General features: G+C 65.9%; 17 protein-coding genes. 7 read left to right on the forward strand and 10 right to left on the reverse strand.

What is annotated here, in order from left to right:
- The first annotated feature begins 26 nt into the window (after positions 1 to 26).
- Entirely contained in the window at positions 27 to 827 is an 801-nt protein-coding gene (locus UAJ10_RS27935; RefSeq protein WP_322918653.1) for an SDR family NAD(P)-dependent oxidoreductase, read from the forward strand.
- Between the two features lie 52 nt (positions 828 to 879).
- On the opposite strand, the gene UAJ10_RS27940 is transcribed toward UAJ10_RS27935, so the two are convergent.
- Entirely contained in the window at positions 880 to 1,200 is a 321-nt protein-coding gene (locus UAJ10_RS27940) for a 2Fe-2S iron-sulfur cluster-binding protein (protein ID WP_322918654.1), read from the reverse strand.
- A gap of 253 nt (positions 1,201 to 1,453) precedes the next feature.
- Here UAJ10_RS27940 and UAJ10_RS27945 point away from each other — a divergent pair, with 253 nt between their 5' ends.
- The 4 genes from UAJ10_RS27945 to UAJ10_RS27960 are packed head-to-tail and all read left to right on the forward strand — an operon-like array spanning position 1,454 to position 5,381.
- Positions 1,454 to 2,425, forward strand: a complete 972-nt coding sequence (locus tag UAJ10_RS27945; protein WP_322918655.1) for an alpha/beta hydrolase — start codon at positions 1,454 to 1,456, stop codon at positions 2,423 to 2,425.
- 6 nt (positions 2,426 to 2,431) lie between these two features.
- Positions 2,432 to 3,646, forward strand: coding sequence for a cytochrome P450 (locus tag UAJ10_RS27950; protein WP_322918656.1), 1,215 nt, complete (start codon positions 2,432 to 2,434; stop codon positions 3,644 to 3,646).
- A 35-nt stretch (positions 3,647 to 3,681) separates the two neighbouring features.
- Complete coding sequence (locus tag UAJ10_RS27955; RefSeq protein WP_322918657.1) at positions 3,682 to 4,443, forward strand: electron transfer flavoprotein subunit beta/FixA family protein; 762 nt, start codon at positions 3,682 to 3,684, stop codon at positions 4,441 to 4,443.
- Between the two features lie 2 nt (positions 4,444 to 4,445).
- Positions 4,446 to 5,381: an electron transfer flavoprotein subunit alpha/FixB family protein gene (locus UAJ10_RS27960; protein ID WP_322918658.1), complete on the forward strand. Its 936-nt coding sequence runs from the start codon at positions 4,446 to 4,448 to the stop codon at positions 5,379 to 5,381.
- 59 nt (positions 5,382 to 5,440) lie between these two features.
- Here UAJ10_RS27960 and UAJ10_RS27965 read toward each other — a convergent pair whose 3' ends face one another.
- The 6 genes from UAJ10_RS27965 to UAJ10_RS27990 form a co-directional block, all read right to left on the reverse strand.
- Positions 5,441 to 6,205 carry an SDR family NAD(P)-dependent oxidoreductase gene (locus tag UAJ10_RS27965; protein WP_322918659.1) on the reverse strand — a complete coding sequence of 255 codons (765 nt, stop codon included), beginning with the start codon at positions 6,203 to 6,205 and terminating at the stop codon, positions 5,441 to 5,443.
- A 34-nt stretch (positions 6,206 to 6,239) separates the two neighbouring features.
- The gene (locus UAJ10_RS27970) at positions 6,240 to 7,400 is read right to left on the reverse strand and encodes an MFS transporter (protein WP_322918660.1); all 1,161 of its coding nucleotides are present in this window, start codon (positions 7,398 to 7,400) and stop codon (positions 6,240 to 6,242) included.
- 65 nt (positions 7,401 to 7,465) lie between these two features.
- Positions 7,466 to 8,017 carry a TonB-dependent receptor gene (locus UAJ10_RS27975; RefSeq protein ID WP_322918661.1) on the reverse strand — a complete coding sequence of 184 codons (552 nt, stop codon included), beginning with the start codon at positions 8,015 to 8,017 and terminating at the stop codon, positions 7,466 to 7,468.
- On the reverse strand, positions 7,924 to 9,786 hold the full coding sequence (locus UAJ10_RS27980; RefSeq protein ID WP_322918662.1) for a TonB-dependent receptor: 1,863 nt from the start codon (positions 9,784 to 9,786) through the stop codon (positions 7,924 to 7,926). The genes UAJ10_RS27975 and UAJ10_RS27980 overlap by 94 nt, the downstream gene beginning before the upstream one ends.
- 55 nt (positions 9,787 to 9,841) lie before the next feature.
- Positions 9,842 to 10,294 carry a hypothetical protein gene (locus UAJ10_RS27985; RefSeq protein WP_322918663.1) on the reverse strand — a complete coding sequence of 151 codons (453 nt, stop codon included), beginning with the start codon at positions 10,292 to 10,294 and terminating at the stop codon, positions 9,842 to 9,844.
- Positions 10,295 to 10,455: 161 nt separating this feature from the next.
- Entirely contained in the window at positions 10,456 to 10,833 is a 378-nt protein-coding gene (locus tag UAJ10_RS27990; RefSeq protein ID WP_322918664.1) for a hypothetical protein, read from the reverse strand.
- 362 nt (positions 10,834 to 11,195) lie between these two features.
- Between UAJ10_RS27990 and UAJ10_RS27995 the strand changes: the two genes are divergently transcribed.
- Positions 11,196 to 12,170 (forward strand): helix-turn-helix domain-containing protein, encoded by a 975-nt coding sequence (locus UAJ10_RS27995; RefSeq protein WP_322918665.1) that lies wholly within the window; start codon positions 11,196 to 11,198, stop codon positions 12,168 to 12,170.
- Between the two features lie 12 nt (positions 12,171 to 12,182).
- Here the strand turns inward: UAJ10_RS27995 and UAJ10_RS28000 are convergent, their stop codons facing one another.
- From UAJ10_RS28000 to UAJ10_RS28010, 3 genes are read right to left on the reverse strand one after another with little or no spacing between them, the layout of a single operon-like run.
- Entirely contained in the window at positions 12,183 to 13,829 is a 1,647-nt protein-coding gene (locus UAJ10_RS28000) for an FAD-binding protein (RefSeq protein WP_322918666.1), read from the reverse strand.
- Positions 13,829 to 15,163, reverse strand: coding sequence for an aromatic ring-hydroxylating oxygenase subunit alpha (locus UAJ10_RS28005; protein ID WP_322918667.1), 1,335 nt, complete (start codon positions 15,161 to 15,163; stop codon positions 13,829 to 13,831). Before UAJ10_RS28005 ends, UAJ10_RS28000 begins: the two co-directional genes overlap by 1 nt.
- Before the next feature lie 41 nt (positions 15,164 to 15,204).
- Positions 15,205 to 16,353, reverse strand: coding sequence for an acyl-CoA dehydrogenase family protein (locus tag UAJ10_RS28010; RefSeq protein ID WP_322918668.1), 1,149 nt, complete (start codon positions 16,351 to 16,353; stop codon positions 15,205 to 15,207).
- A gap of 288 nt (positions 16,354 to 16,641) precedes the next feature.
- On the opposite strand from UAJ10_RS28010, the gene UAJ10_RS28015 reads away from it, so the two are divergent.
- Positions 16,642 to 18,744: a 3-hydroxyacyl-CoA dehydrogenase NAD-binding domain-containing protein gene (locus UAJ10_RS28015; protein WP_322918669.1), complete on the forward strand. Its 2,103-nt coding sequence runs from the start codon at positions 16,642 to 16,644 to the stop codon at positions 18,742 to 18,744.
- The last annotated feature ends 47 nt before the right edge of the window (positions 18,745 to 18,791 follow it).

An 18,791-nucleotide genomic window follows, 5' to 3' on the forward strand; every position in this document is an offset into this window, starting at 1 on the left:
GGGAAAGCAGCGAGAGAGGCGACGGAATGACCGATGGTGCAGAGACCCCCTTCCGTATTGACGGCAAGGTGGCGGTGGTGACGGGGGCGGCGCGTGGCATTGGCCGTTCCGTCGCGCAGATTTTCGCCAAGGCCGGCGCCAGTGTCGTGGCGGCGGACATCCTGGCCGATGCCGCCCATGAGACCGCCGGGCTGGTGATGGCGGCGGGCGGGCAGGCCATCGCGGCCACCATCGACATCTCCGACGAAGCCTCGGTCAAGTCGCTCTACGACCAGGCGATCGATGCCTTCGGCGGCGTCGACATCCTCATCCACTCCGCGGCGATCTTTCCTAAATATCCGCTGCTGGACATGACGGTGGAGCAATGGGACCGCATCCATACCGTCAACATGCGCGGCTCCTTCCTCACCGTGCGGGAAGGCTTGCGGCGTATGATCGCGGCGGGCCGCGGCGGGGCGATCGTCAACGTCTCGTCGGTCAGCGGCGAGCGGGCGGTGGTCTTCCACAACGCCGCCTACAACGCCAGCAAGGCCGGCCTGACCAACCTGACACGCACCAGCGCGCTGGAAGCCGGCCCCCACGGCATCCGCGTCAACGCTGTTCTTCCCGGCGGCACCGCCACGGAAGGTGCGCGGGAGGCCACCGCCGACATGCGCGCCCGTGGGCTGGAGATCGGCGGGCCCATCACCCAGCCGGGGCGGGTGCCTTTGGGCATGATGGGCCAGCCGGAAGACATCGCCCACGCCTGCCTGTTCCTGGCCAGTCCGGCCGCCAGGGCCATCACCGGCCAGGCGCTGGCTGTCGACGGCGGGTTCCTGGTCAGCTGACGCAAAAAAGGCCCCGGGCGTCATGCCCGGGGCCTTCTCGGACGCCGTGATGTCAATGTTGGCTGAGGGGTATGCGCACCAGCAGGCCGTCCAGGGCCGGCCCCATCTTGATCTGGCAGGACAGCCGCGAGGTCGGTTGCGGTTCCACGGCGTATTCCAACATGGCCGCCTCATCACCATTGGCGGCCCCGGTCGCCGCCGCCCAATCCGGATCGACATAGACATGGCAGGTCGCGCAGGCGCAGGCCCCGCCGCAGTCAGCCTCGATGCCCGGCACGCCGTGGGCGACGGCCACCTTCATCACCGACTGCCCCTCTTCAGCCTCCAGGTCATGGCGATGACCGTCGGGGTCGATAAAGGTGATTTTGAGCATGGGGACCTTCCTTCAAAGCATGATGTCCATGGGATCACAGGCTGGTGGCTACACCGTTCCGGCCAACGTCTCATCCATGCCACAACCGCCCCGCCGCGCCAGACCCACGCCCATGACATCAAGGATACGATCCCCTACCCCACCGCCTTGATCACGCCCATTGGTTCCGCCCTTACTGCATCCCGCGAAACACCCGGGTTGCCGCATGTTTCGCGGTCAGACGTCAAGGATTTAGCCCGCAATGATGCGCCACATGGACTTCACCGTGCCCGTGGACGAAAAAAGGTGGATCGCCATGACCGCCTTCGCGCCGGGCGACCGCCTCCCGAGTGGCCGCGTGATTTTTCTCGCCCCTGGTGGCGGCTATGCCCGGGGCTATTACGACATGGCCTTCCTCGGTCACCACGGCTACAGCCAAGCTGAGCACCACACCTCCCGAGGGCATGTGGTGATCGCCTACGATCACCTGGGGGTTGGCGGCAGCTGTATCGACGATCTCGCGGGATTGACGATCGAGGACATCGCCGACGCCAATTCGAAGGCCGTACTTGCGGTCATGGAGCAAATACGCCGCGGGACATTGGCGGACTTTGTGCCCGCCCTGCCCGATGCCCTTTTCATCGGGGCTGGGCAATCCATGGGCGGGGGCGTCAGCATTCTGATGCAGGGACGCCACGCCTGTTTCGACGCCATCGCTGTCCTGGGATACAGCGCCATTCATACCGTGCTGCCCCAACGGACCACGGCGGAGGTGCAGCAGGGCATCGATACCTATCAATACGACCGCCAAACCAAGGGCGCCGACCTTTCCGTCGTGGAGTCAGCCGCGGGCGTCGTCGATTTCCGCTATCCATTCCATTGGGAGGACGTGCCATCCGATATCCTGGCGGCGGATATGGCCGGCGGATACCCCCTTCGACGGACCGCCCCGCCCTTCGGCAGCCTGACCATTCCCAATTGCGTCGTCGCCATGATGTCCCCTGGCTTCGTCGCTGAGGAAGCGAAGGCCACGCACGTTCCCGTCTTTCTGGGCTTTGGCGAACGCGACACCAGTTTGAACCCTCATCAAGAGCCGGCCGCCTTTCCCCACAGCCAAGACATCACCCTCAGCATCACGCCAACGATGGCGCATATGCACAACTTCGCCTCCACCCGTCATTTGCTCTGGAACCGGCTAAGCGCATGGGCCATGGGCTTGACGGCCGGTTCTCGGCCCCAGGAGTGAGCCCGCATGCCCGTATATCCGATGAACATGGATGTCCCAGCACATGTCCCCCCCGAATTGGTGTACGACTATGACGTCTACGCCCCCGGCCCCCCGGAATCGGACTTCTTCGAGGAACTGTACAAGCTGAAGGGCAAGGCACCGCCCATCTTCTGGACGCGCAACAACGGTGGCCACTGGTATGTGGCCGACGCCAAGCTGGTGAACCAGGTCCTGCGCGACAGCGATGGCTTCTCCAGCCGCATGCTGGTGGTGCCACGCGGCAACAACCCGACCGGTGAGGGTTTCACCCCCATCCACCAGGACCCGCCCGACCACACCAAATACCGTCACCACCTGTCGGTGGCGCTGTCGCGCAAGGGGGTGGCGGAACTGGCGCCGGGCGTCCGGCAATTGGCTATCGAGCTGATCGAGGGGTTGAAGCCCAAGGGCGGATGCGACTTCATGACGGATTTCGCCTTCCAACTGCCCATCATCGTCTTCCTGCGTCTGGTCGACCTGCCGGAGGAGCATCGCCTGGGCTTGCTGGAAGAGGTGGCGAAGATCATCCGCCCCGGCAGCAACAAGGCGGAGACCATCCGCGGCTTGGCCGCCTATCTCGCCCCCATCGTCCATGCACGGCGCGAAAACCCCGCCAGCGATCTTATCAGCTGGCTGTCGCTGCAGGAGATCGACGGCGTCCGCATGACAGAGGACAAGCTGCTCAGCATGTGCACGCTGCTGTTGATCGGTGGGCTTGACTCCGTGGCCAACACCCTGGGCTTCTTCGCCCGCTTTCTGGCGGAAAATCCAGATCACCGCCGCCAAATCCTTGAGAGCCCGGCCCTGATCAGCAGCGCTGTGGAGGAACTGCTCCGCCGTTTTCCCACCGTCACCGCCGGGACCGGTCGCCTGTGCGTTGTGGACCGGGAGGTCGGGCCAGCCTTGGTGAAAGCGGGCGACCAAGTGATCGCCCCGCCGGCCATGATGAATTTCGACGATACCGCGTATCCCGACCCGCTGAAGGTCGACTTCTCACGCCGGATCAACAGCGTGGGCACCTTCGGTCAAGGGCCGCACCGCTGCGTCGGCGCCAACCTGGCACGATCTGAATTGACGATCTTCCTGGAAGAGTGGCTGACCCGCATCCCTGATTTCCGGTTGGCCGCAGGCGCCCCGACCTTCCAACCGGGCATCAACATCTCCTACACGAGTCTGATGCTGGAATGGCCGGTGGCATAAGCAGTACCATTTTGATTTATCAAGGATATTAGCGAATGAAGGTGCTGGTCGCGGTCAAGCGGGTCATTGACTACAACGTGAAAGTCAGGGTCAAGCCTGACGAAAGCGGCGTCGATCTCGGCAACGTCAAGATGTCGATGAACCCGTTCGACGAGATCGCGGTTGAGGAGGCGGTTCGCCTGAAAGAGGCGGGCAAGGCCACCGAGATCGTGGTGGTGAGCGTGGGCCCGAGCCAGGCGCAAGAGACGCTGCGCACGGCGTTGGCCATGGGTGCGGATCGCGCCATCCTGGTGCAGACGGATGTGGAGACGCAGTCGCTGGGCGTGGCCAAGGCGCTGAAGGCGCTGGCCGAGAAGGAACAGCCCGGCCTGGTGATCCTGGGCAAGCAGGCGATCGACGACGACGCCAACCAGACCGGCCAGATGCTGGCCGCACTCCTGGGCTGGGCCCAGGGCACCTTCGCCAGCAAGGTCGTGCCGGCCGAGGGGCCAATGGGAGCCGGCGTGGCCGTGACGCGCGAGATCGACGGCGGTCTGGAGACGGTGGAGTTGAAGCTGCCGGCGGTGGTGACCACCGACCTGCGCCTGAACGAGCCGCGCTACGCCTCGCTGCCCAACATCATGAAGGCGAGGAAGAAGCCCTTGGAGACGGTGGACGCCGCCGCCCTGGGCGTGGACCTGACGCCGCGGCTGAAGACGCTGAAGGTGGCGGAGCCGCCGAAGCGGGCCGGGGGTGTGAAGGTGGGCTCCGTCCAGGAGTTGGTGGCCAAGCTGAAGACCGAAGCACGGGTGATCTGACCATGACAACTCTTGTTATCGCTGAGCCCTCGGTCGAGGGCGTGAAGGTCCCGACGCTGACCACCCTGGGTGCCGCATCCAAGCTGGGCGGCGACGTGCATGTGCTGGTCATCGGCCAGGGCATTGCTTCTGTCGCGGACGCCACCGCCCAGGTGGCCGGCGTGGCCAAGGTGCTGACGGCCGATGCGGCCGAACTGGCGCACGGGCTGGCGGAGAACGTGGCGCCGCTGGTGGTGGGCCTGGTGAAGGCCGGCGGCTACAGCCATGTGCTGGCGCCCAGCACCACCTTCGGCAAAAACGTGGCGCCGCGCGTGGCGGCCCTGCTGGACGTGGCGCAGATCAGCGACATCACCGGCGTGGAAAGCGCCGACACCTTCACCCGTCCCATCTACGCCGGCAACGCCATCGCCACCGTGCAGTCGTCCGACCCGGTGAAGGTCGCGACGGTGCGCGGCACGGCGTTCGAGGCGGTGGCCGCCACGGGCGGCAGCGCGGCTGTCGAGGCCGTGTCGGGTGCCTCGGACGCCGGCCTGTCCAAGTTCGTGAGCCAGGAGGTGTCGAAGTCCGAACGGCCGGAGCTGACGTCGGCCCGGGTCATCGTCTCGGGCGGGCGGGGCATGCAGTCGGGCGACAACTTCCCCCTGCTGGAGGCTTTGGCCGACAAGCTGGGTGCCGCCGTGGGCGCCAGCCGCGCCGCCGTGGACGCCGGCTTCGTGCCCAACGACTACCAGGTCGGGCAGACGGGCAAGATCGTGGCGCCGGAGCTGTACATCGCCGTGGGCATTTCGGGCGCCATCCAGCACCTGGCCGGAATGAAGGACAGCAAGGTCATCGTCGCCATCAACAAGGACGAGGAGGCGCCGATCTTCCAGATCGCCGACTACGGCCTGGTCGCCGACCTGTTCAAGGCCGTGCCGGAATTGACGGCCGAAGTCTGAAGTCACGATACCGCGAACTTGAACGGCCGGGCGCCTTCCAAGGCACCCGGCCGTATTTCCTACAGCATCACTTGGCCGCCATCGGCGTTGATGGTCTGCCCCGTGATATAGCGGCTGTCGTCACCGGCCAGGAACACCGCTACGGGGCCGATGTCGGCATGCGGGTCGCCGAAGCGGCCCAGGGCGATTTCCTTCCGATACATCTCCGCCTGCTCGGGATGCGCATCCAGGTACTGGATGGCGACGGGACTGAGGGCCGCTGGGCAGATGACGTTGACACGGATGCCATATCGCCCCCATTCACGCGCGGCGACGCGGCTGACACCTCTCACACCCTCCTTCGTGGCGGCGTAGATGCCGAAGCCGATACCGCCGTAGATGCCTTCGCGCGATCCCAAATTGATGATGGAACCGCCACGCGCCTTCAGGTGCGGAAAGGCGGCCTGCATGTGCCGGATGGTTCCCAGCAGGCCGGACTCCAGGGTCAACGCGATGGCATCGTCGTCGATGTCCTCCAGCAGCGTTCCGGGCTTGGAACTCTGGGCGTTATTCACCAGCACGTCCAGCTGACCGAAGCGCTCCAGAGCGACCGCGATTGCGGCATCCGCGTCAGCCCGCTGCCGCACGTCACCGGCATAGACGGCGACGCCGGCCCCGCCCAGCGTCGCCAGGTCGCGCGCAGCCGCCTCCAGCTTGGCGGCATCCCGGCCGGTGATGACCAGGGCGGCGCCGGCGATAGCCAGAGCCTGGGCGATGCCCAGTCCCACGCCTTGCCCACCGCCCGTCACCAAGGCCACTTTCCCGGCCAATGTCTGTTGCGCCATAACGCCTCCTCCTTCTTCGTAAATCGTATGGTCGTCAGCGCGCCGGGCGGCTACGCAGGAAGCTCAATCCCAGTGCCACCAGCGCCAGGGCGGACAGGATGGCCCAGGCCGGGCGGTAGCTGCCGGTACAGTCGAAGACGGCACCGACCAGCAGGGGATAGGCGAAGTTGACCGGCGTCATGGCGGCGCGGGTGGCGCCCAAGGCCCGGCCATAATGACCGAGTCCAAAGCATTCAGCGGTCAGCGCCCCCCAGACCGGCAGCATGGCGCCCAGCGACAGCCCATAGATGAGGGCGGCGACATAGAGCAGATGCCCGTCCCCGGCCAGGGCGAACAGCGCCATGGCCACCGCCCCGGCCAGCAGGCCCAGCCGCAGGGCCCAGCGCAGGTCGACCCGGTCAGCCAGGGCGCCAAACACCAGCTTGCCTATCATCGCGGTCATCCCCACGGTGGATACCAAGCTGGCGGCTGTCAGGGCATCCAGGCCCAGTGCCCGTCCATGGGAAACTAAAGAGGCCATGACGGCACCGTTGAACGCCATCAAGGTCCCCACGCCCAGGGTGATGATCCAAAAATCAGCAGAGCGGAGAAATAGCCCCCAGCCGGGCGGTGGACCAGCCGGGACCGGCGGCGTTCCGCCGACAAGCCGGCGTTCCCAGACGGGGATCCCTCCAGCGGGCCGGCGCGCCAGCCACCAGACCAGCGGCGCCAGCAGCAGGGTGAGGCCGGCGAACACCAGGAAGCCACCCCGCCAGCCCAGCCAGCCCTGCAGATAGGCGGCCCAGGGTGGAAAGACGATGGCCGCCGTCGATGCGCCCAGCGCCGCGATGCCGATGGCCAACCCCCGCCGCCGCTCGAACCAATGGGCCAGCAGCAGGTTGATGACCAGCATGCCCAGCAGCACGTCGGCGGCGGAGATCAAGGTAGTGTAAAGGGCGATCACCTGCCACATGGCCTGGGCGCCCGCGACCAAGGCCAGCCCGGCGGCCGTCCCCAGCACGCCGCCCATGGCCAGCCAATGCAGGGGCATCCGCGCAGCCAGCCACCCCACCGGCGCCGACGCCAGGCCACTGACCACCAGCACAGCGGTCAGGGCCAGGTTCACGGCGGCGCGACTGGCCCCGAAGGCCGTCACCAGGTCGGGGGCGAAGACGCCATAGGCGTAGAACACCGGCCCGGCGCTGATCAGCAGCATCAGGAAACCCAGGATGACAACGGCGGGGCCCCGCCATCGCGAGGGGTCAACCTCTCCGCCCCCCATCAGAAGTGCACCGTCAAGGTACCGCCCAGAGTCCGTGGCGCCCCGGGGATATAGGCGATGAAGCCCGTGGTCTGGTAACCCGATGCCCCCATGGCCTTGTAGTGAACGTCGAACAGGTTGCGGACATAGAAGCCGAGATCCAGCGGATGGCCAGCGATCTCCCTCCAATCCAGGCGCACGTCCGTCAGGCCATAGGGCTGGGTGACGGCGTAATCCTCCCCGGAGTCGGACCAGGCCATGCGGCTCTGCCGGTAGTAGGAGACCTGGGCCGAAGCCGTCCCCAACCGATCATTTAGCGGTAGTTCATAGCGCGCCGTGGCGCCGTACTGGAACCTTGGCGTGCCGGCGAACGCATAGCTGGAAGCGTCAATCGTGCGGCTGCCGGAGCCGTCGGGGTTGGCCGCCACGGTGTAGGCGAAGCTGGAATAGGCGGCATTGGTGTAGCTGAGGAAGGCTGTCAGTTCGACCCCGCGTGCCGGCTTGGCCGACAGTTCCAGCTCGCCGCCATCGATGGTGGCCGAAGCCGCGTTCTTGACGTAGGCCTGCGGCACCGTTTCCCGGGGAACTGGGCATAGATGGTGCGTTGGATGTTGGAATAGTCCTGGTGGTAGCCGGCGGCGTTGGCCCGCATGGCGACGCCACCCAGGGTGAAGTCCTGCTTCACACCCACCTCGTAGTTGATCACGATTTCCGGGGCGAAGGGCCCGAAGCTGCCCAGGCCGCCGTTGGCCCCCAGCTTGCCGCGCAGGTTATAGCCGCCGGAGCGATAGCCGCGCGACACGGTGGCGTACAGCAAGGTCTCGTCCGCCGGCTTGTAGTTCAGGCCGGCGGTCCAGGTCGGAACGTTCTTCTCATAGGTGGGCAGAGGCACCTTGCAGGTGTTGGCGACGGTACCGCCGTCGTTGCACGCCACCGGCGGCGGATTGCCCCGGAAGTCGATGGCGGCGGTGCTGGCCGACAGGCCCGAATAATAGGTCTGGCCGGTGAAATCGCGCCGGTCCCAGCTGTAACGGCCACCGGCGGTCAAGGTCAGCTCATCCGTGAGCTTGAGGTCGCCCTGGGCGAACAGCGAGGTGCTGCTGTTGACGGCATAGCCGCCGCCGACCTGGGACAGGCCATAGGCGCCGATCACGGTCTGCTGGAAATCGCTGCCTTCCTCGCGGAAATAATAGCCGCCGACCACATAGGTCAAACGATCACCAAACCCTTTGCCCTGCATCTGCAGCTCTTCCGACACCTGATGCTGCCGGGCGATGTTCAGGGCGTTGAAAAAGGGCAAGCCGTTCCGCGCCTTCAGGTCGGAGCCGTCGAACTCCACCCCGATGTCCGCGCTGATCTGGCGATAGCCGACCGCGTTCTTGAAAGTCAGATCCCCGACATCGACGGTGGTGACGTTGGTCGCCGCGAACGTGTCCAGGTTGGTGTCGTCGGGTTGGAGATCGCCGGACGTCTCGTAGAATCCACGCGCGGCCTGGGCGGCATTGGCGCGCGCGACGGCAGCCGGATCCATGCCCGGCAGCGCCGAGGCGTTGGGACCGAAACCCTGGCTGATCAGGGGGACGCCGGTGCCGGTGGTGTGGACTCCCGACAAGGTGGTGTAGCTCTCCACCCCGCCGACGCGCAGCAGGCCGCCCAGCCGATAGGCGGTGTTGGTCTCCGTCCCCAGCTGCTGGCCGGTATCGACGTTGGTGACATAGCCCTCATGGTGGTCCACCTTGACCGCGGCGCGCAGGGCGAAGGTTCCCGTCACCGGCACGTTGACGACGGCCGTGGCCTCGCGGCTGTCGTAGTCACCCATGCCGATGCTGACCAGCCCCTCGAACTGGTCGGTCGGCCGTTTCGAAACCACCAGCAAGGCGCCGCCGCTGGTGTTGCGGCCGAACAGCGTGCCCTGCGGACCCTTCAGGACCTGGACGTTATCCAAGTCCAGCATCGATTGGTTGAGGCCATAGACCCGGGCCTGATAGATCTCATCCACATAGGCGCCGACGGATGGATCTTGAGTGATCAACGCCTCTTGCTGGCGCTGGCCACGCACCTCGAACGCGGGGACGGCGCCGCCATAGGGGCCGGGCTGCACCTGGAAGGCGGGGGCCTGGAAGCGGAGGTCTTCCAGCTTGGCCACGCCGCGCTCGGCCAATTGGTCCCCGGTCAGGGCGGTGACCGCCACCGGCACATCCTGCAGCTTTTCCTCACGGCGGCGGGCCGTCACGATCACCTCGGTGATGGTCTCTTGATCTGCGGGGACCGCCGGCGTTTCCGCACGACCGGCCATGGTCCAAACGATGGCGGCCGTCGACAAGCAGACGGCCGCGCTCACGCGCGTCTTTCGCAAAACTCCCTCCCCTGAGTGATTTTTTGTTTGCCCGGCCGGTTCAGCCGAAGCGCCAGCGCCGCGCGGGTTCGAACCCCGGCTTGGCGGCGATGTTTTGAATGTCGAACCAGATCGGCAACCGGTAGCGCACGTAGAACGCGTGCGTCAGCGTTTGGTCGAGGTCGAGATCATCCAGTGCCCGGATCTCAACCCCACCTTCCTCCTCTTGCCAGCGGCGGCAGGCCAACAGGCACGCGTCGATGTCCGCCGCGTCATCCAGGTGGAATCCCAAATGATCATCGCCGGGCGCCGAACTGGGCGTATCCGACTCACAGATGAAGAGGAACTGGCTCGCTTCCTCATCCGTGGTCAGGATCAGGTGCGGCGTCTCCAGACCCGGGAACGCCCCTGGCCGGAAGCCGAAGATGGTGGTGAAGAAACGCACGACATCGGCACCGTGGGCGGCGACGAAGCCACGCGGCACGGTCAATTCCATATGATTGAACCGCAGCATGGCTCAGCCCTCCTCCCTCGACGCGGGCGCCTCGTTGGGCGCCGCGTCATTGACGCTAAGGGACTGGAGATGCTGAGACAATCATTCGGATTTCGGTATCGGATGAGCGATATCCGCACGGCCGCCGGACGTGATCGTATAGCCGATTTTTCTGGCGCCACTCAGGCTGAGAGCCGTTGGGCTAGCGCTTCCTGGTGCTGATGTTGGCGCGAGGCGAAGACCAGGTGCCCTTCCTCCACGGCCTGCGCCGCGAGGGAATGGGGCACCTGTAGCGCGCTGCGGAAATCGTCCACGCCAGCCACCGTGACCTGGGTCTTGATTCCCAGCGCCGCCAAGGCGTTTTCCGCGAATGAGCCATCCCAGAACCGTCGGGACGCGTCGTTGTCCAGGACGATGAAGAAATCCCAATCGAAGGCGCCAGGCTCATCGGAACTGGAGGCCGTCATGTAAATCCGGCGGGGTGCCAGCTTGTCCACCAGTGCCCAGATGGCCTGGGTCACGTTGGCCAAACGCGTGTTGTCTTGCTCTACCTTGTTCATTTGTCCATCCCCTGGCCTCACGCGGCCATGCATCCTCAGCAGCCGCCAGTGGTCGTGCACCGGCGATCAGAACAAATTCGAAGGACGGCAGAAATCAGCCGCTTCCTCTAAGTCAGATCCAGGAAATAGTACATGCCGGGACGTCCAATGCGTTGGACAAGGCCCATATTTCCCTCCCTACGCTAGCGTACGATCCATCCGAGTCCGGGGAGAATCTCCCAGAAGTCGGGCTTCAGACCGCATCAGCGTCATGGGGCACATTCTTTGGCGCCCCAATCTTATTCCTAATATTGCAATGGCCATCAACCGGCCAATAGGGGCATAATCAACATCTGAGGGGGGTATTTTTAACAGGGGAAGTCATGGCCGAGTTCGTGACGGTGGGCATCGACGGGAGCAACCTGTCCAGTGTCGGGGCGTTCCAGGATCTATTCTCCCTAGTGCGCATCCGGGTGGAGGAGTTGTTCCGAACCCGCGACCAGTCGCCCGTAATGGCCAAGGTACGATTGCTGAAGCCTGGCGGCGGCAGCTTGCTGCTGGCCGACGGCAGGCGGCTGACCACCGATGGCGCCCTGGAATTCGGCCAGGGTCATGACTTGGTGCATGTTGGCAGCTTCATTACCGATGGTCTGGAAACGCTGGAGAACCGCGTTTCCGAGGCGGCCTCCCTCTGCGCCTGGTTACGCTGGCAGTATAACAGCGGGGCGGTGATCTCCGCCGGCGGCACGGCCCTCACCCTTCTCGCCGCCGCCGGCCTTCTGGGGTCGCTGGCCGTTCCGGTCCCCCGCCCCCTGGTGCCCTTTTTCCGACAACGCCACCCACGGGTGCAGATCGATGAACGCAACCCCATCGTCGAACAGGGGCGTCTGATCTTGGGGCGGGGGCTTGGTACGGAGGTCGCACTGGTCAGCCGCGCGGTCGAGCGTGTCACCTCGCGGCCGACGGGGCGATGGCTGGGTCCGGCCATCGGGCTGGACGAGATGGCCTCCGACCTGGACAGCAGTGATCCCCTGGTGGTCCAGGCGCAGATCTGGCTGGAGCAGCGTTTCGCGGAGGATGTGAAAATCACCGACCTGGCCAAGGCACTGTCGGTCAGCCACCAGACGCTGATCCGTCATTTCGAAAAGAAGCTGAACACGACGCCCCGCCACTATGTGCAGCAGCAGCGGGTATCGGCGGCCAAGCACCTGCTGCGCCGGACGGACCGCACGGTCGCGGAAATCGCCAACTTGGTGGGTTATAACGACTTGCGCTCATTCCGGGCCGTCTTTCAACAACATACAGGCATGAGCGCAAGCCGTTACCGTGCCGCTGGGGGGCAGTCCCGGGATCTATGAACAGCGACAGCCCTATGCAATGGAGGTCCCTGCCGCGTGGTGCGCCGCCAGCCAGGCGAAGACGAACGAGGCGGCGATGCTGGCACCCGCCCCAGGATAGACGCGCCCCATGACGGAGGCGGTGGAATTACCGGTCGCATACAGGCCGTCAATCACCGAACCGTCCGGCCGCAGCACGCGCGCATGTTCGTCTGTGATGATGCCACCGGCCGTTCCCACGTCGCCCGGTACCATCTTGAACGCCAGGAAGGGCGCCTTCTCGATCGTGCCCAGGTTGGGATTGGGCTTGGTGCGCGGATCACCGAACCAATTGTCATAGGCGCGCTCCCCCCGGTGGAAGTCCAAATCTTTGCCCGTCCGGGCAAAGTCGTTGAAACGGTCCACCGTTTGCCGCAAGGCGGCCGGGTCCAAGCCTATGGCCGTGGCCAGGCTTTCAATGGTGGAGGCCGACTTCATATAGCCGCTGGACTTCCAGTCGTCGGGCGTCTGCCCCGGCGGTTGGACACCCCAGGCGTACCGCTGACGGTGACGACAGTCCATGATGACCCAGGCGGGGACGCCCGCCTTGTACAGCGCCTGGCCGTTGGCCATGTAGGACTGGCTTTCGTTCATGATGCGTCGGCCGTTCTGGTCCACCACGATCACATGGGGCTTCGACAGGTCGGTCACGTGCATGAAGACGGCACCGTTGGGCGGCAGGGTGCCGGGCACCCACCAGGCCTGGTCCATCAGGTCCAGGGCGGCGCCATGGGCTTGGGCGATTTCTATCATCTCGCCGGTGTCGCCGGGGTTGGCGTTGGTCCAGTCGGTGGACGCCGGCGCCGGCCCGTACTTCTCGCGCATGGCCTTGTTGCGGGAGAAGCCGCCGGCGTTGATCAACACGCCGTCCAGTGCCCGGATACGCCGCCGCCGGCCGTCCTGCTCCACCACCGCGCCGGCGATGCGGCCCTCTTCCTCGACCAGGTCAACGATGCCGCAGCTGGTGCGGATGGGTACGCCCTTGGCCGCCGACAGCATCAGCATGCGGCCCTGCAGCGCGCCGCCGTAGCTGAGGATGGGCTTGCCGGTCTTGGCCATGCGGCGCAGGCGCATCAACAGCTTCACCCCCTCCCACATGCCCTTGGGCGTCCGGGTGGCGAGCGTGATGTTGCGCGTCTGGTCCACCGGCAGCGGCACCACCATGGGGCCCATGCGCAGCTTGTCGAACAAAGGCCCCATATCGCGCGCGTCCAGCATGGGGGCGGCCAGGGACCGGCTGCGGGCACAGCCGCCATCCAGTTCATCGTAATAATCGGACCAGCCCTCGGCACGGATGAACTGCATGCCCTGGCTTTCCAGGAAGGTGACCATCGCCGGCCCGGCCTTCAGGAACGCCTCCTTGCGGGCGGGAGTGGAACCGGGCCCGGCGTCGTGGCCCACTGCTGCGTTAAGGTATCGGCGGCCGGCCTCCTCGCTGTCCTGGACGCCGAAACGGGCCTGCAGCGGGTGGTTGGGGATCCACAGCACGCCGCCGGACATGGCCGTGGAACCGCCGATCTTGTCGGTCTTCTCCAGGATCAGCGGCCGCTTGCCGATGGACTTCAGGTATAGGCCGGCGGCCATGGAGCCGCCGCCGGAGCCGACGATCACGAAGTCGGCCGTTTCGTCCCATTGGCTCATCAGTTCTTGTCCCATAGGTAATGATGCAGGGTTTCGTGAAAGTTGCTGATGGCCCGTTCCTGCACCGGGCTGGTCCGGGCGCCCTTGAAGGCCTTGGACTTCATGCCCTTCTGCACCTCGCCCATGTTCTGGAAGTCCTGTTCCAGGATCAGGCCCCAGTCGACCTTGGCCCAGTCGGCGCCATGCTCCACGCCCACGTCCGGATTGGCGCCTTCGGCGAAGCGTTCGATGACGTTGATCTCGAAGATGCAGCTGTCGGGGTCATCGCCATTGGGGCGCGCCCGATAGAACAGCACGTTGGTCGGCTGCTGCAGGAAGACCAGGTTGGGGAAGATATGCCAATCCGTGCCGGCGGCCATCAGCGTCTCCACCGGCACCTCCGGGAAGGGCCGTTTGTTCTTGGCCGCCTCCTCCCGGTGGAACTGGGCGAAGGCGCCGTAGATGGTGTAGGGGTCCGCGTCTTCCGGCAGTTCCACCAGACGCGCGGCGGCGGCCAGCATCTCCTTGGTCGTGGTGGCCTGCAACGTGTCCCAGATTTCCTTGTTGAACAGGTACAGGCCCCGGCGCATGTCGCCCTTCACCTCGCCCAGGCGGGGACTGGGCAGGCCGTACAGGCGGTTGGGGGCGTAGCCGAACATGCCGTGCTTGCCCTTGGCGGCGCTGTAGGTCATGTCGTCCAGATAGGCCAGCAGCTGGCGGTGGGTCGTCTGGACGTGATAGCCCTCGTTGAAGGCCTCCAGCGCCACCTTCCAGTTGCAGGGCATGACGACGCTCTTGCGCCAGACATAGCGCATCTTGTCGAACTCGAAGGGATCGAGGATGGCCTTGGCGGGTTCCAGGAACTCCTCCAGGGGCTCGCACTCAGGGTCCATATTGATGAACACCCAGCCGCCCCAGGTGCCGACCTTCACCGCCACCAGTGAGATATCCGCATCCTGCAGACTGTCGCCCCAGTCCTGGCGATCAACGATGTCCGCGGGCTTGCCGTCCAGCGACCATTTCCAGCCATGGTACTTGCAGTGCAGGCGGGCGGTGTGGCCGCAGCCCGCCGTCAGGCGGCGGCCCCGGTGGGGGCAGACGTTGTAATAGGCGGCGAGGACGCCCGACTTCTGCCGGACGATGGTGATGGATTCGTCGGCGATATCATAGGTGTAGTAGTCGCCGGGCTGCGCGATCTCTTCCTCGCGGCAGGCCATCTGCCAGACGCGCGGCCACAGCCGTTCCTTCTCCAGCCGCACGTATTCCGGCGCGATGTAGCTGGCCGCCGGCACGAAGTCCGCCCGGACCTCGGGCCGTTCCGTCTCGTGTTTCAAAGCGCTGGCCGTATCGGTCATCGCCACCTCCCTGGTCATCATGTTCTGGGGTCTGTCCGGCTTCAGGCCGGCCCTTGCGCGAAGCGGCGGTCGAAAACCGTCTCGGCGATCCGGTTCAGCAGGATCTCGATGGTGCCGCCGGCGATCATCCAGCCGCGGGTGCGCCGCAAGCAGTATTCGACCAGCCCGTCCTCGCTGTAGCCGGCACCGCCCATGATCTGCATGGCCTCGTTCGCGCACTCGAAGCCAGCACGGTTGCAGGCGACCTTGGCGATGGCGGTCTCTTCCGCCGAGGGTAGTCCGGCATCGGCGTTGGCGGCGGCGCGGTAGAGCAACAGCTGGGCCGCGTCCAGCTTCAGCTTCATTTCCGCGAATTTCCATTGCAGGCCCTGGAACTCACAGAGCAAACGGCCGAACTGCCTGCGGGTTTTCGCATGCTCCAGCGCCATGGTGTAGGCGAAGCGGCCCAGCGCCAGGCTGCGAGCGGTGTTGCCGATCCGCTCGACATTGAAGCCGGCGATCTGCTTCTTGAAGCCGCCCGGCCCCAGCAGGACTTTTTCCTTGGGCACGTAGACGTTATCGAAGAACAGCGGATTCCATTCTTCACCGGACAGGAAGCGCACGGGCTTGCCGAAGCTGAAGCCCTCCTGCCCGCGCTCGATCAGGACGGAACCGATGTTGCCCGTGCCCGGGCCGTAGCGGACGTAGACCAGGAACACGGTGGCGTGCAGGCCGTGGGTGGTGAAGATCTTCTGGCCGCTGACACGGAAGCCGTCGCCATCCGGCACCGCCGTGGTGGTCAACTCCGTCACGGCGGAGCCCGCGTCCGGCTCGGTCATGGCCACGGCGATCAGGCCGTCGCCGGTCAGCAAAGGCTGAAGGTAGTCCTTCTGCTGCTGTTCGCTGGCGAACTGCGCGAAGGTGCGGATGGCGCCGAAGTTGCCGGCCTGGATGACATCGGCGGAGCGGGGGCACACGGCCGCGATCTGCTCGATGGCGATGACCGCATCCATCAGGGAACCGCCGACGCCACCTTTTTCCTCCGGCACGGTGATGCCCAGCAGGCCCTGCTCCGCCATCAGGCGGGCGATCTCCCAGGGGTAGTCGTCGCTGTGGGCGCGGGCCAGGGCCCCGGCCGCCAGGTGGCGGCGCGCGAACGCCGCCACGGAATCGCGAAACATCGACTGTTCATCGGTCAGATTGAAATGCATTGCCCTATCCCGCTGCCCCCAATCGCGCGGCGATTGCCTGGGGGTGCCTGCCGTTATTGATGTCAGGGGACAGGGGTAATCGACTTTCCCGGGGGCGGCGACGAACGCCGGTGGATCGGAGCAAGTGTACGTATCCGCGATGACTCCCACCCCGCCGGGCCCCTTTCTTGACAGCCAAGGGCCTGCAACCGCTGGTGAAGGATGCGCCGACCCCGCTGTCCGACACCGCCCGGGTGTCCCCAGGGGCCGGCCCTTCCTCTTCACAAGCGGTGACACGGGGCCTAGGCCATGACACGCATCAACGAAGCGATCTCAATCCGCGTCGACGGGGACATCGGCGTCATCCTGGCGAACCATCCCCCCGTGAACGCCCTCAGCCATATCGTGCGCGACGGCCTGGTCCAGGCGGTGGGCACCCTGTCCGCCGATCCCGCCGTGAAAGCCATCGTGCTGGCGTGCGAAGGCCGCACGTTCTTCGCTGGCGCGGACATCACGGAATTCGGCAAGCCCAAACGGGAGCCGACTTTGCAGCAGACCATCCAGGTCCTGGAAGCCGCGCCCAAGCCTATCGTCGCCGCCATCCACGGCACCGCGCTGGGCGGCGGGTTCGAGGTGGCGCTGGGCTGCCATTTCCGGGTTATGGTGCCATCCGCCAAGGTCGGGCTGCCGGAAATCACCCTGGGACTGTTCGCCGGCGCGGGCGGAACCCAGCGACTGCCACGCCTGGTTGGTCCCGAAAAGGCGTTGGAATATGTGCTTTCCGGCAAGCCCATCAGCGCGACGGACGCGGTGGCGTCGGGCATCGTCGATGCCGTCATCGATGATGAGGTGCTGGCGGCCGGCATGCGGCATGCCCGCACCATCATCGACCAGAACCAGCCCGCCATACCCGTCCGTGACCGCACGGCGAAGCTGGCGGCCGCCCAGGCGAACCCCGCCGCCTTCGACGCTCAGGCCAAGACCGTGATGCCCAAGACTTTCGGGCCGCTGGCCGCCGAAGCCAACGTCGCCTCGATCCGCCGATCCTTCACCCTGCCGCTTGATGAAGCCCTGGCGGAGGATGCGAAGGCCAACGCGGAACTGATGGCCGGCCCGCAGTCCCGCGCCCTGCGCCACCTGTTCTTCGCCGAGCGTCAGGCGGCGAAGCTGCCCAACCTGCCGGCGGACACCCAGGCGCGTGAAATATCGCGGGTGGCCGTGATCGGTGCCGGCACCATGGGTGGAGGTATCGCCATGAGCTTCGCCGCCGCCGGCCTGCCCGTGGTCCTGATCGACGCCACGCGGGACGCCCTGGACCGGGGGTTAGAGCGCATTCGCACGAACTACGCCAGTTCCGTGAAGCGCGGCTCGCTCAGCGAGGCGCGCAGGAATGAGCAGTTGGCCCTGATCCAGGGCACGACCGACCGAAAGGCCGCGGCCGAGGTCGACCTGGTGGTCGAGGCCGTGTTCGAGAACATGGACGTGAAGGTGGAAATCTTCCGCGACTTGGGCGCCATCACCCGGCCAGGCACCATCCTGTCCTCCAACACCTCCGCCCTGGACGTGGACGCGATCGCGGCATCCAGCGGCAGGGCGCAAGATTTCGTCGGCCTGCATTTCTTCGCCCCGGCCAACGTCATGAAGCTGCTGGAGGTGGTCAAGGCCGCCGCCAGCAGCCCGGAAGCCATCGCAACCGCCATGGCGGTGGGACGCCGCATCGGCAAGGTGCCGGTGCTGTCCGGCAACTGCGACGGCTTCATCGGCAACCGCATCCTGGCCAAGCGCTCCGCGGCGGTGGAACGCCTGCTGCAGCAGGGCGCCCTGCCCCAGGACATCGACCGGGCCATGCGCGGCTTCGGTTTCCCCATGGGCCCGCTGGAGATCAACGACATGTCCGGCCTGGACGTGGGCTGGTCGATCCGCAAGCGACGCGGCACGCCGTTTCCCATCGCCGACGCGATCTGTGAGCGGGGCTGGTTCGGCCAGAAGACCGGCCGCGGCTATTATCTGTATGAGGCCGGCAACCGTACGCCGCAGCCCAACCCGGAGGTGGAGGCGCTGATCCTGGACACATCGGCCCGCCTGGGCATCCAGCGCCGTCCGCTGACGGATGAGGAGATCGTGGAGCGCGCGCTCTACCCCTTGATCAACGAAAGCGCCCGGGTGGTGGCGGAAGGGATCGCGCTGCGCCCGTCGGACGTCGATGTCACCTACGCCAATGGCTATGGCTGGCCCCGCTGGCGCGGCGGGCCGCTGTTCTTCGCGGATCTGGTGGGCCTGCCCACAGTGGTGGAGAGGTTGACGGCCTTCCGTGCCGACACCGACGACCCGTCGCTGGAACCCGCCCCGCTGCTGCGCGACCTGGCGGCGGCAGGATCGACCTTCGCCGAGTGGCAGAAAGCCCACGCCTGAAAGACCGGCGCCGCCCAACCAGGATGGCGCCCTTTGGAGAATGAGAG

This window comes from Nitrospirillum guaranorum (genome assembly GCF_034653275.1).
Classification (GTDB): domain Bacteria; phylum Pseudomonadota; class Alphaproteobacteria; order Azospirillales; family Azospirillaceae; genus Nitrospirillum.